8 protein-coding genes are annotated in these 13,695 nt (G+C 71.1%); all 8 read right to left on the reverse strand.

Going from position 1 to position 13,695, the window contains the following annotated elements; all coding sequences use genetic code 11:
- Positions 1-469: 469 nt before the first annotated feature.
- Positions 470-3,100 carry an FxSxx-COOH system tetratricopeptide repeat protein gene (fxsT, locus tag AB0B66_RS09135; RefSeq protein ID WP_360525352.1) on the reverse strand — a complete coding sequence of 877 codons (2,631 nt, stop codon included), beginning with the start codon at positions 3,098-3,100 and terminating at the stop codon, positions 470-472.
- A 290-nt stretch (positions 3,101-3,390) separates the two neighbouring features.
- Positions 3,391-3,948, reverse strand: a complete 558-nt coding sequence (locus tag AB0B66_RS09140) for a vWA domain-containing protein (protein WP_360525355.1) — start codon at positions 3,946-3,948, stop codon at positions 3,391-3,393.
- Between the two features lie 104 nt (positions 3,949-4,052).
- Positions 4,053-5,621, reverse strand: a complete 1,569-nt coding sequence (locus AB0B66_RS09145; RefSeq protein ID WP_360525358.1) for an Hsp70 family protein — start codon at positions 5,619-5,621, stop codon at positions 4,053-4,055.
- Positions 5,618-5,797, reverse strand: coding sequence for a hypothetical protein (locus AB0B66_RS09150; protein ID WP_360525361.1), 180 nt, complete (start codon positions 5,795-5,797; stop codon positions 5,618-5,620). Before AB0B66_RS09150 ends, AB0B66_RS09145 begins: the two co-directional genes overlap by 4 nt.
- 13 nt (positions 5,798-5,810) lie before the next feature.
- Positions 5,811-7,409, reverse strand: a complete 1,599-nt coding sequence (locus AB0B66_RS09155) for a hypothetical protein (protein ID WP_360525364.1) — start codon at positions 7,407-7,409, stop codon at positions 5,811-5,813.
- Complete coding sequence (locus AB0B66_RS09160; protein WP_360525367.1) at positions 7,409-9,823, reverse strand: GTPase-associated protein 1-related protein; 2,415 nt, start codon at positions 9,821-9,823, stop codon at positions 7,409-7,411. The genes AB0B66_RS09155 and AB0B66_RS09160 overlap by 1 nt, the downstream gene beginning before the upstream one ends.
- A complete protein-coding gene (locus AB0B66_RS09165) occupies positions 9,820-11,019 on the reverse strand; it encodes a hypothetical protein (RefSeq protein ID WP_360525370.1) in 1,200 nt (399 codons plus the stop codon). The genes AB0B66_RS09160 and AB0B66_RS09165 overlap by 4 nt, the downstream gene beginning before the upstream one ends.
- Before the next feature lie 2 nt (positions 11,020-11,021).
- Positions 11,022-13,694: a hypothetical protein gene (locus tag AB0B66_RS09170; RefSeq protein WP_360525373.1), complete on the reverse strand. Its 2,673-nt coding sequence runs from the start codon at positions 13,692-13,694 to the stop codon at positions 11,022-11,024.
- Position 13,695 lies beyond the last annotated feature (1 nt).

Consider the following 13,695-nt stretch of genomic DNA (forward strand, 5'->3'; position numbering starts at 1 on the left):
ACTCGCCGTCTACTACGCCAGCCAGCTGCAGGGACGCGACCTCTACCTGCTCGCCGGAGCGGTCGCCGCCGCCGTCGTCCACGCCTACAACAGCGCCGGCGTACGGCTTACCTCCACATGCCCGGCCGCGTTCTGTCGCGCCAGCACCCGCTGCGCGTACGAATCGTCTGAGGCGCCGGCGGCCCTCACTTCGCGCAGCTTACGGCGCGGGGGTCGATGGATGCAGTGTCGTGCGTCGTCAGTTCCATGCCGGCCTGGCTCACCACTTGCTCCTCGCGGGCGGATAGGCGTCCGATCGGCAACGTAGGCAACATCGCTAGACGTACGTCGATATCCTGGCTTCAGGACAGGCACCTCGATGCTCGCTGCCACCACCTGATTACCCGATATCGGCGGGATCGGTGGTCCCTACCTCAGCTCCGCGAACGCGCAAGGTCGCTCTCGCGTTCCGGAGCCGTCGCCGGCCTCGTCAGCGGCGACGCAGAGCGACCAGCGCGTCTCTCGTGAGAACGGTGTCCGGGTGGCGGAGCCCCAGCACGGTGCGGCGTGCGGCCAGCACCTGCTCCAGGTGCGTCCGCGCTTCCTCCACGTGGTCCTGGTCGACCATTATCAGCGCGATGCGGTGTCGCATGACGAGGGTGGCTGGATGGTGCTCGCCAAGGGTGTCGTGCCGCCGCCGCCACACGTCCCGGGCGAGCGCATATGCCTCGTCAAGGGCATGCTGGTCGTGGCGAACGTCGGCTAAACCCTGCTCGGCGGTGAGGGTTCGCGGATGGAGGTCGCCGAGGATACGGCGCGAGTCGGCTACCAGCGACTTCAACTCGTCGGCAGCCTGCTCCAGGTGGCCGCGGTCGTGCGCCAGCCGCGCCAGGTGGAAGCGGGTGACCAGGGTCGCCGGATGCTCCGAGCCCAGGACCGCGATACGGCCGTCGTGCACGGCACGTAGCTCCTGCTCGGCCTGGTCGAAGCTGCCGAGTGCCCGGAGCGCGTCACCGACGTTGTTGCGGCTGGTGAGGGTGTCGGTGTGGGTGTCGCCCAACATCGTGCGTCGCGCGTCGTATGTCTTGCGGAACAACCGCCATGCCGGGTCGACATCGCCGGCGTCTCGCAGGGCACGGGCCAGGTAGTGCTGGGTGGTCAGCGTGTCGGGATGCGTGGGCCCGAGCGTGGTCGTCCGGGCGTGGAGGACGGACCGAAACCCTCGCACCGCGGCTTCGAAGCGGCCCAGGTCGTACCACACGCGGCACAGCTGGTGCTGCACCTCCAGCACGTCGGCATCGTGCGCCGCCAGCGCGGCCCGGCCTAGGCGAAGCGTTCTGGCGTAGGTCGTCTCGGCCCGGCTGAGCTGACCGATTCCCTTGAAGTACTGCGCGAGGCGCATTGCCACCCGGATGGCCGGAGCAGGGATCGCGGAGGGCCGCAGGCCGGCTTGCTCGGCCAGGTCCAGCGGACTTTGCGCGTGGTCGGCGAGCGCGCGCCAGCCCGCCCAGCAGGCTGGGTCCTTGGGATCCAGGTCGGCGGTGGCATGCACGAGGACTTCTGTGACGAGATCGAGATAGGACGCCAGCTCTCCAGACCGTCCGACCGACGGGCGGTAGATCCCACGTACCAGTGGATGCAGGGTCAACGGCGAGCCGAGGGGTGTGAGCGGCAGGTCGACCACGGCGAGGTCGGCCAGGGCACGCAGAGCCTGCCAGACCGCACGTGGGGTGCTGCCGGCGAACAGTGGTGACGCGGCCAGGACGGTCGGTGGCAGCAGCAGGTCGTAGGGCAGCGGCGCTGCAGCGAAGCAGGACATCAGCCGCAGCAGCGGCCGCGCCAGCCCGACGCCTCGCCCGCTGAGCAGATCCAGGGACAGCTCCCAGGTGCGGCCAACGGTGTCGCGCGATGCCCGGCCTGATCCTGACAGCACGGGAAGCTGACCCCGGTCGAGCGCGGCGCTGTAGTCGGCGAAGGTGCGCACCGCGCCGGGTTCGGCGAACCCGTCCGGTACGGCGCGAGTGTCCGCCAGGTAGCGGCCGGCCTGGCAGAGCGCCAACGGCAGACCGCCCAAGCGATCCGCCAACTCCTTGGCTTCCCGCACCGATCCGGCGTCGGCAGCGAGCTCGCGCAGCACCTCTGAGCCGGCAGCGGGGTCGAGGATCGGTACCGGCAGCAGCGCGAGCCACGGCACCGGCGGCGCACCCCAGGTACCGGCGCTGCCGTCCTGGGTGGTGACCAGCAGCATGCCGGTTGCGGGCACGGGGCGGATCCAGCCGGTCCCGTCGGTCGCCGCGGCACCAGGCAGTGCCAGCACATTGTCTATATCGTCGGCGTTGTCCATAATGAGCAGCCATGGTTGGGTCTGCCCGAGGAGCAGGCGCCACACGAGATCGGCGGAGCTGCCCAGGCGGATCTGATCCTGGCCGGCGCCGAGTTCGATCGCGAGGGCCTGCATGCCGGCGGCCAGCGTGGTCCGGTCGATGGCCGAGATCCACCAGGTTCGTACTCCCCGGTCGATGGCTCGGCGGGCGACAGCGATCGCGAGCATGCTCTTGCCGCCGCCGCCTAGACCGTGCAGAACATAGCCGCCCACCGTGCTGTGCTCGCGCCCGCCCGGATGCGCCACCCGAGCGACAGCCGCGTCCAGCGTGGTGAGCAGTTCGTCGCGGCCGCGGAGTCTGGGCTCGCGGTCGAGCCGTTCCACCGGCGGACGAGTCGAAATCAGGTATGCGCGATCGGGTATGGACTCGGGCTCGTGCGGTGTCGTGAATGGGGCGAGGTACGTCGGCACGTCCACCGCGGACGTCGGTGCCGCCTGATCACCGGACCCGCGGCGGGCACGGCGCAACGCCTGCAGCCAGAGGTCGATATCCCGAGGGCTGCCGATCCCGAGTGCCCGCAGCAGTGCTTGAAGCTGGGCGCTGAGCGCAGGAGCCGGCAGGTGTGCGCCGCTGAAGTATCCGCCGATAGTGGTGTGTGGGACGCCGAGGTCCCTGGCGAGTTCGCGGATGGTCAGGTTCGACGTCTCGCGCAACAGGTTGATCTCCCGGGCGAAATCGCGTCGGGTGACGATCCGGCTCGGGTCGGCGTGCCGTGCAGCTGGGTCGTCGGCGATCAACCGCTCATCCTCCGGGCGCTTCGTCGGACCATTCGACCACACCATGGGCAAGGTCACCACTGGGTACAGGCCGACGTTCCACATCACTCACGCTGCGGCTTATGCCCGCAGGTGGGCGCGGTCATGGTGCGCGGCCAGGAACCAGGCGCCGTGGCCGAACCCGTCGATCTGAAACCGCCCGCAGGTCATGGCTGCGTGATCGGCGCGCATCCCCACTGAGATTTGCGCCGCGGGCGAACAACTCCGACATGACTAGTCACTGACGACGCCAACCGGCCGCCCTGAGGTGGTCAGCCCTCAGCCCGGCTCGCGCGACCGCGGACGACGCGCTGCGCCATGGAGGCGATGCCGAAGGCGATGTCCGCGCTGGAGTTCACGGTGTTCTCGGCTCGGTCCCCCTCGGTGGCAATGGGGTCCAGTGAGGCCGCCGCGCCCGGTCCCAGCCCTCGGACCAGGATCCGGATGTCACGCACGGCGGCGTCGCGGGCCGCCTCACCGGCCGCGTGCCCATCGGGTATCTCGCCGTCGCTGAAGACCGCGATCACCCGGTCGCCCCGCAACTCCCCGAGCACCTGGATGCCTTTGCGCAGCGTCGGGGCGAGCGCCGTGCCACCGGCGATTCGGGCATGGCGCAGCGCCCGGTAAACCGGCTCGGGGTCGGCGGTGAGCGGCACGAACTGGTGCACGCCGGTGTCCCACAGGATCAGGCCCACCTGGTAGTTCGCGCCCACCGCCTCGCCCACGAACTGGTGGGCGCCGAGCACCGCCAAGTCCAGCCGGGAGCGGCCGCCTCCGTCGTGCTCGGCCATCGAGCCACTGACGTCGATGCACAAAACGACCTTGCCCATGTACTTGTCCTGTAGCGCGGCGAGATGCCGCCCCGGTGGACTTTGTGTGCCCCCGATGCTGGTAAAACTGCGCCGGACCCAGTCGCTCAAGGTGTGCCTCCCGGTCACTGACGTATCGACATGGCACCGAGTCGGCCTGCTGCCTGCTGCCGGGCCGCTGTGTCAATGACGCCCTCGACGCAGGCCTCCAGCCGCAGTGAAGTGCGGCTGCGCGGTTCGACAGCGGTCAGCTCCAACCGGCCGTCCAAACCCAGGCTGAACCGGACCTCGATCGGCGACCCGGCGGGCAGCCCGGCGGGCAGGCCGATCAGCTCCCCTTCGAGCACCATGCGGTTGTGCGCGACCTCCGGCGAGGCGACCGCCCCAGCCTGCTCATATACGGAAATCTTGACACGCCCCTGGTTCCGCAGGATGGTGGCGAGTTCGGCGGCGCGGTCCAGGATCGGCAGCGGTTCGTTCTGGCGGATCACGTGGTCCACGAACAGGCGGGCCGCCGCAGGATCGTCGCTGTCCTCCACGAGCAGCCCGAGGCCGCGCGGCACCACTGTGGCCAGCTCCGCTCCGGCACGGGCGAGCATGATCCCGGGGTGAGTGAGCCGGACCAGGTGATGCGCCCGCAATGCGGCGCCTTTGGCGACCGCAAGGTCGGGATCGTGCAGGCGCGGTCGCCAGCCGAACTCCGCGGCCAGCGCCGAAGCGATCATGGGCATCCTGGACGAGCCGCCGACCAGCAGCACCCGGTCGACCTCCGCGGGGACGCGGCCGGCCTGCCGCAGCAGCCGCCGTACAACCAGCAGTGTCTGGTCCACCAGGTCTCGCGTCATCGCCTCGAACTCGTCCCGGGTCACGGAGACCCTGACGGCACGGTCGCCGTGGCGCACCGTCACCAGCTGGCCGAGCGCGCGGGTCAGGTCCCGTTTCAGCCGCTCGGCTGCCAGCCGCAGATCGGCGGTGAACGCCGGGTCCTCGGCGGGTTCGGCCTCCCCCGCGGTCGCCTCGGTGAAGCGGTCCAGCAGGTGGTCGGCCAGCCGCGTGTCCCAGTCCGCCCCGCCCAGGCCCGCGTCACCGTCGGTGGCCAGCACGGCCATGCGCTCACCGAGTTTCAGCAGGGTGGCGTCGAACGTTCCGCCACCGAGGTCGTACACGACCGCCAGGCCGTGCTCCGACGGACCGGACAGGCCGTAGTGGATCGCTGCGGCAACGGGTTCGCTGACCAGTTCGAGAACTTCGATGCCGGCCAGCAGGCACGCCTGGTGGGTCGCCTCCCGCTCCGCAATGCCGAAGTAGGCCGGCACGGTGACCACCGCAGGCACCGGCGTGCCGGCACCAGGCTGCGGACCTGTCCGGCCGACGGCGACACCCTGCACGAGGGCGCGCAGGATGAGGGCCGAGATCGACTCCGGGGTGTGGGCGGTGCCGAAGAACTCCAGCAGTCGGCCTGTGCCCATCTGCCGCTTGATGAGCGCGACGGTGTGCTGCGGGTCGAGGGCACCCGCGTCGCGCGCGGCCGAGCCGACCAGCACCGAGGAGGGCGACTCGAAATGCACGACCGACGGCACCGTCTGCTCGTCGAGCTCGTTGCGCAGAACCTCGGCGCGGCCGTGCCCGTCCACGGCCGCCACCACGCTGAAGGTCGTGCCCAGGTCGATCCCGAGCGGAGAAGGACCGGTCACGAAAGCATCGCTCCGCGAGCCGATTCGATCAGCTCCGCGGCCCAGTCGCGGTAGTCGGCAGCCATCGCCGACGTGACGGCGCCCAGTATGGCGGCCGCGCCCAGCACGAGGAGGGCGGTCAGCAACAGAGCGCGTCCGCCACGGTATCCGGCGGGTGCGGGGGGAAGTCCGGTCATCGGTCACGACCTTTCAGGCGAGGGAGAGTCCGTCGGACTCGAGCAGCCATGAAAACGGCTGGAGAGCACCGTGACGGGTGGTGTCTTTGGCGGAGACGAAGAAGAACCTGACCTCGCCGAAGTCCTTCTCCGCGGTGTCGACGAGGTTCTCCAGGCGCCGCGCGCACAGCCAGCGCCGGACGGCGGCACTCTCGGACCGGGTGACCGACAGGTCCTCGCCGATCGGCAGCCGGACAAGCAGGTCCGCCTTGGACAGAACGAAGGCAAGCCGCTGCCCACCGGTCTTCACGCCGTAGCCGCGCAGCCGGTTGACGGTGCCGTTGTAGGACTCCTCCGGGTCGAGCAGGGCCGCGTTCACGGTCGGCACCAGCTCTTTGAAGGACAGCGTCAGCTGGTCGCGGACGTCAGGGATGGAGAACGGGTCCAGCACGAACAGCAGGGTGCGGGCGAAGTCCAGGTAGCTGAAGTCCGCATTGCGCGTGGGGCTGACCAGTGCCTCGCCGGAGGCGTCGAAGACGTGCACCAGCGTCTGCGGCCAGGGCCCGTCCTTCTCGATGCGCGTGGTCACCGCGAACGGTGCCCGGTCGACCGGTGTCTTGGCGGCCGCGCCGTCGGCCGACACCACCTGGCGGTAGCCCTCAAAAGTGCGCTCGCTGATGTGGTCTGCCGAGGCGACCCGTACCCCGAGTTCGTTCTGGCCGTGCAGCGCCACCAGCCCGCCCATGATCAGGTGAGTCTTGCCCGCGCTGGCCGCGCCGAACACAGGTATCCGCACATCTCGAGCCATCCCCGCCCCGGCATGCAGCGGATGGTTGCACCGCTGGCAGACCGCCTGCAGGCGCCGCGCCCGGATGACCGTGGTGGGCAGCCTCGTGCCACAAGTACACCGCCGCCACCAGATGCCGAGCCGACCGGGCAGCAGCGAGCGGTGCAGGTTGTCGCCGCCGGGATGCGCGCCGGGGCAGCGATAGGCGGGCAGGCGGGTGACCGCGAAGCAGCTCGGGCAGCTGGCCCGGGCCCGGAAGACGGACTGCCACACGGTGACGATCGCCCTGGTGACGAAGATCGCGGCGGCCCCGACCAGCCAGCCGACCGCGGTCAGTAGAGCGCCCGTCATGAACACCACGGCGACCCCGAAAAGTGCACCGGCGGTACCTGCAGCCAGAAGCACCGGCACCATCAGCGTGAACGGCCAGAAGACGAGAATGACGCCCTTGCCATCACCAGTGAGAGGTCGCGTGGTCCCCCGCCACATGCTGCCGATGTCGGCGGCCACCCAGCCGGCGATGGCTCGGCAGTCGGGCATGATCTGCGCGGCGAAGTAATGCGGCCAGGCGACGTCGACCGGCACATACTTGCGGCGCCTACGGCGGGCGTTTCGCGCGGTCGCGGCGGCCGCGGCGTGCTGCGGGGTGACCAGTGTCGTCTTGGGATAGTTGCCGCGCAGCACCCCGGTCGCGCGGGTGAACGCCAGCCCGGCGCCCGCGAGCATGGCCAGGGGGACGCCGACGAGCACTATGGGCAGCGACACCGCGGTCACCACGATCAGGCAAAGCCAGAAGTAGAGCCCGACCCCCACGGCGATGGCTCCGATGGCGAGAACGTACGGCATCAGCGGCTCCCCCGGCCGAACTTGGTGCGCCAGCCGCCGTCCTTGATCTCACGCACGTACTTCTCCCATTCCTCGGGTACGGTTGGCGACTGCAGCGCTCGCAGGTCCTTTCCGACCAGGTTCAGTTCCGCGGATTTGGCCCACGCGGTCCAGCGCCGCAGCGTGCCCGCGAGGCTGTCGCGGACCCTCGGCGAAACCACGTCCCCCCAGGCATAGGCGGTCAGCAGGAACGCGGTCGTCACCCTGGCGGCCCGCACGCGTGGCTCCTTGAACGCCGCCTCGACCGCCCGCGCGTAGGCGTCTGCGACGTGTCCGGGCACCAGTTCCAGCCCCTCCAGCGCCACCAGCGGGTAGGGGTTGGTCAGCAGCGCGTCGCGCAGCACGGTCTGACGCGCCCGCGCGACGGCACCGGGCAGGGCCGCCAGGTCGGTCCGGGGCAGCATCCGTGACGTCTGCGCTCGAGCCAGGCGCTCGGCCACAGCCGGCAGCCCCGCGACCGCGTCCAGCAGGCGCCGGACTCCCGGCGGTGCGTCGTAGTTGCCCCGTTGGACCAGCGCTCCAGCGAGTTCGACCTCGGCTTCGGGCAGTTCGCCGACGGTCTGCAAGACCGCGGTCAGTTGCGCGACCGCCCGGTCCGGCAGCACCGTGTCCCGCGGCACGTGTTCGAGCAGCAGCCGCAGCTCGTGCAGGCTCGCCGGTCGGCGCGCGAACAGCACCCCCACGACCCGACCGGTGGCGGACTTGCGCACCGCGCCGGGCAGGAACTCCTCCATCAGGGTGCGGCACCCGTTGGCGGGCAGGTGGACCATGGCGGCGGCCAGGACGGCCTCGTCAAGTTCGTCGTTCAGCGCGTCCATGACCGGCAGCAGGTGTGCCCACCAGCCGTCCGCGGCGCGCCGGGCGTGCTCCGGGCCCAATCGCACCCTGGCCCGCAGTTCGTCGTGGAGCAGGTCGCGTAGGCCCTCACCCGCCGACCAGGCACGGTGGTCGTAGCCGCGATGGGGGTTGTCGGCCCACTCGCGGACAAAGGCATGCGCAGCCTCGCGGACCTGCCCCAGCGGGGCGGCGACGCCGAATCTCAGCGCTACGCGCAGGACGGCCTCGAACACGGCCGGCTCGGCCGCCGTCAGGGCCTGCGCCACCGATTGCACGGCCGCCCGCTGCTCGGCGTCGCCCCAGACCGTCGGCGGCAGCACGGGCACGGCGCCGTCTGCGACCAGGCCCTGGGTGCGCGCCCGCCGCAATTCAGCGGTCAGCAACGCGCCGCGCACGGCGGCGATGCGCTCGGGCAGCCACACCTGCGAGGTGCGGTCGGCCCGCCAGCCGGCGGTCGCGATCTGGTCCAGCCCAGCCAGGGCCGCGGCGGGCCACCGCTCGACGGTGTCGACGAGCAGGTCTGTGACCCGGCCCCCGTAGAGCTCGCGCTGCCCGGCGGGACCGTTGCGCAGCCAGTCGACCACCGTGCCGACCTCGTCTCGGGCCGGAGGCCGTCCGATGACGGCTGCCAGCCCGATCGCGGGCGCGCGGTCCTGCCGCTGCTCGGAGGCTGCCGCCACCTCGATGGCGTCCAGGATGTCGTAGGGGTCGGCCGAGGCGAACAGCGACACCCAGCGCTCGGCCAGCGGACTGATCTCGACATCGCTCCAGTCGCCCCGGACCAGGTCGACGACCATGAACCCGTGGTCGTTGCCGACCGAGGCGTCGATCACCTGCCAGTCGGGGTGCACGGCGACGATGTGGTGGGTGCCGACGGTCGGCCGTGTGGTGAACACCTTGAAGTTGATCGCCAGGGCCCGCCGCTGCGGCAGCAGCAGCGTGCCGAGGGTGATCCAGCGCAGCACCAGGTCGGGGTCGGCGCAGATGAAAAGGATCCGGGTCGCCTGGGGCTGGTGGCTGCGTTCCAGAGTGGTCACCAGCGCCGCCAGCAGGCGTTCGTTATCCGGTGAGCTGTTGAGGAAGTCCTGCGCCTCCTGTACGCCGAATCCGCCCGGCTCGATATCGGCGGGCAGGGGCGGACAGTCCGTCGTGGCCGCCGGGGAACCGGTCCAGAACGGGGCTCCGAACAGCTGCGCCGGCCGGAGCGAGCCGTAACTGTCCGGGTCGCCGGTCACGATCGCGTGGGTGAGCTGGTTGCCCTCCCTGCCGCCGTTGGCCTCGCGGCCGAGGTAGCGGCCGGCAGCGGTGATCAGGCGGTCGTCCCACAGGTGCGCCAGCGACGGCGGGTACTGCTCCGGGGGATGGCGAGCGGCCATCCAGTTATCCGGCGCTTCGTACAGCAGGTGCCGTTCGACCAGGTGCATCGCCTGCTGGTCGGCGCCGGACGAGCGGGCCTGGAACTGGAAGCCGGCGGTGCCGGCCAGTCCCTGCCCGGGCCGGCAGTCGGTGTAGACCAGGGTCTCGAAAGCCGCGCTCATCGCGACTCCCGTGCCGACACGACCCGGAACCTGCTGAGCAACCAGGTCAGCGGCTCGTCCACCCGGTACGGCCGTACTCCACCTGCCTCGACCTTGGCGTTTGCATAGTCCGGCTGCGCCCCGAGCGCGGACACCACGAAGTATCGATAGTCGGCGAAATTGTTCTGGAGGTAGCTGTCGATGTCATCGCCTCCCCAGTCGTCGAGCAGGGCGCGGACGTGCTCATGGGTGGTTCGGCCCGCGGTCTCGTCGTAGACGGGGCCGGGTACGTGCGGGCGCAACAGCGGATCGTCGGCGTCGAGCAGCTCGAAGAAGGCATCGATTTTCGCAAACGCCACGGCCACCGGAATCCTGATCTTCCGATTCGCGGACAGGCCCCGGCTGGTACGCAACGCCTCGGTGACCTGGCCGAGGATCTGAACGGTGGGCACGCGGGTGGTCGCGGTGTCCGGCACATGGATGCGGTCCCGCGCCTGGGGCAGCATGAACGGGTCAAGCAGCAGGATGAGCGCGTCGGCGGCGTCGAGGTAGGCGAGGTCCTGCGTGCCGCGCAGGCTGGCCAGGTCCTCACCGGCCGTGTCGTAGAAGGACAGATAGGTGGTCGCGGTCTGTTTGAGGAACCCGAGCCGGATCCGGGGGCGGCGCCATTCGAACACCAGCGGCTCCCGGCGGCCGCCGGGCGCCGACGCGGTCTGCGCGGGCAGCGAGCGGTTCTCGTACACCTGTCTGACGTTGACGTCCAGCCAGCGCTGCGGGGAGTCCAGTCCGCCCTGGGTGTCGCCGGCCATGCGCACCGCCGCCTGAAACCGCCGCCGCAGACCTTCCCGCAGCTCGTTTGCCAGGACGATCAGGTACACCGACTTGCCGGTGCCTTTGGCGCCGACCATCGCGATGAGCGGGCTGCGGGAGGCGCCGAAGCCGTACGGCAGCGGGGTATGGCAGCGCGGACAGGCTCGGATGCCGCTGACCGAGCCGCAGTCCGGGCATTCTGCTTGGCGCGGCGAGGGCAGCCATCGCCGGGTCGGCGGGTAGGAACGGCGCACCGGCTGAGAGAAACCGGTCTCACGCTGGCGGTCGGGGTCGGCCTTGACCGCCTTGCAGCCTTCACGGCCCACCGAGCCACGGCCGTTGCACTGGTAGTAGAGGCCCCACGCGGGGACGCGGCGGTAGCAGTACGGGCACGAGATCTTGCGCATGGTCACACCTTCAGCTGGTCGACGGGCGGGTCGGCGATGGTCGCGCCGTGGGGCGGGACGATGAAACAGCGGATCCAGTACGGCTTGGCCACCCCGTCCGGCAACTCGAACGGGAACTCGCGCGCCTGCCCGGCGGTGAAGTCCAGTGCCGAGCAACGCAGGATCTCCGTGCCCTGGTCCGGTCGCAGCGGCATCACCTGTCCGTGTCGGGCGACCAGCACCAGGTGCTCGACCTGGCATCCGGTCTCCGCGACCACCCGCAGCACACGGCTGCGCGAGAATCGGCGGCGCAGGTCCGGCAGCCGCTGCACGGTGTAGGACAGCCGCCCCTGGCGGCCGGTGACCACACACTGCCGGGCCGGGGAGCGGGCCTCGCCCAGCGGCCCCACGGTCACGGCGACCACGCTCACCGTGCCACCGCCCGGACCCGCGTCCAGCCGGCAACCGCTCTCGGCGAGGTACTGGTGCCGGGTCACGCGGAAGGTGCTGCGCTGCCCCGTGTCGGGAGTCCAGGTGACCTCGGCCAGTCCGGCCGCCTCCGGCCACACCCAGGACAGGGTGACACGGTCGCCCAGCCGCTCCACCTTCACCTGGCTCAAGGGTGCGGCCAGGCCCTGTGCGACGAACCGGCCGACGACCGCACCCGTGCCGCCGATGGCGAACGGGACGTACACGTGGAACCCCTCGGGCACCTCGGTGATCAGCGTCGACCGTTCGCCGGCGCTGCCCGCGACCCCGGCTACCTCGTGGCCGAACTCGCCGATGGCCGCTTCGGGCAGTTCGGTGCCGCAGGTCCAGGCCGGCCGCCGCTCGGCCCGGCGGATGCGCACCTCGACCGAGGGCTGCGGCGTCCACGACAGCCGAAGCCGAGTGAAGCCGCCGACGGTTTCGATCGGCTCGACGGCCAGGTCCTCGACCGCCGCCGCGGGCCGGCGGGGCGCCACCGAGACCAGCACCTCCGGCGAGCGCACGTCGTGCAGCCGCTCGTCCTGGTACACCGCAACGATGCTGTAGTAGTAGTCGGTGCCCTCGCGGATGGCGGTGTCGGTGAACGACGCCGTCCCCGCCGGGATCTCCACGCCGTCGGCGGGGCCCGACGGCGGGCGTCCCGTGGTGCGGCGCACCTTCACCGCGACCACCGCCGGGTGCGTTCGCCACGACACGACGGCCTGGTCACGATCGGTGCGCACGACCACGTCGGACACCGGCGGAATGATCGTGACGACAGCTTCGGCCGCGCGCGACCAGACGTCTGCAGCACCTGCGACGAAGACCGCGTAGCCGAACCTGCGGGCGACGGAGGCGTCGGCATCCTCCGCGGAGGTGGTGTCGGTCTCGGCGATGAGCACCCCGTCCAGCGGCGACGCGGGCGGCCAGTCCGCCGCCCGCACGACCCGGTAGTGCAGGCCGGTGATGCCGGTCAGCGGTGGTGACCACGTCAGCGTGGTGACCCGGCCTGGCCGCAGCCGCAGGTCGCGAGGCGGCGGAGGCCGCAGGCCGCGCAGCCTGGCCGCGATCGCGTCGTCGTCGGTGGCCAGCGCGGCGGCCTGGCCCGACAGCCGTTCGGCGTCCTCTTCCCGTCCCGCGGCCAGCGCCTGGTCTGCCTGCTCGATGAGGTCGGCCACGGCGGCGTCGGTACGCGCGATCAGCGCGCGCAGATCATCGAGGTCCGTCGCGGTCGCGGCCACGGAGGCCAGCTGCTGCTGGGCCGTACGCAGGCGGCCGTCGGCGACGAGTTCGCGGATGCGGGCCGTCGGCGACGCGGTCGGCGCTGGCAGGCTGGACACCAGCAGGTCCGCGTCCTCGGGAACAAGCCCCAGGTCGACGGCGGTGCTGATGAGCATGGTGTCGGGCAGCCCGTCCAGACGCAGCTGCCCCATCCGGTCCGCGACCTGGAACAGTGCCACCGTCGCCAGATCCCGCCCCTGGAGGAGACCGGTGCGCAGGACGCCGAGCACCGCCTTGGCCGCGCGCACCGCGGCGCCATCGGCGGCCGTCTCAGCGGCCCTGATCCGGGCATCGACCGTCGCGGCGTCCAGTGCTCTGCCGCCGGACGCGACAAACCCGCCGACCAGCCGGTAACCGGTGATGCCGGGGTGCAGCAGGTGGACGATGGTAGGCGCGCCGGTGACGGCCAGGTTGTCGAGCAGGGCCTTGTACGCGGTGCGGTCGAGCCCGCAGTCGGTCGGCAGGGTGATCGGGTCGACAACGCGCAGCTTGGCCTGGCGCAGCGCGTCGGCGACCTCACGCTCGCCGAGGCCGGAGGTGGCGACCAGAGCAGCGAGCTGCACACGGGTTACCCGTCCCACGCCGCCGTAGGCCACCTGGAGGTTCTGGGCCAGTGCCGCGACGGCAGCGCGGGCTCGGGCCTGGTGGGCGGCGGTCTGCTCGGCCCAGTACGCGGCGGTGTTCATCCGGTTACCGGCGCTGTTCTTGCGCTCCTCGTCGGCGGCCTGGAGCAGTCGGCAGACCTTCGCCGCGGCCGTGGCGGCGTTCACCGTGGCGCGCTGGTTCCAGAACGTGCGCACGCGGCGCAGCTGCTCCTCGATCTCGGCGTCCCTCATGCCGGGAGTGAGGGCGTAGCGTGTCATCGGGTCGCCGTCGGGTAGGCCGCCGCGCAGCCCGCGCAGCGGTGCGATCACCTCCCGCTCGTAGCGGGCCGCGTCGAACGCCATG

The sequence above is a fragment of the Catellatospora sp. NPDC049111 genome (assembly GCF_040648615.1).
Taxonomy (GTDB): Bacteria; Actinomycetota; Actinomycetes; order Mycobacteriales; family Micromonosporaceae; genus Catellatospora; species Catellatospora aurea.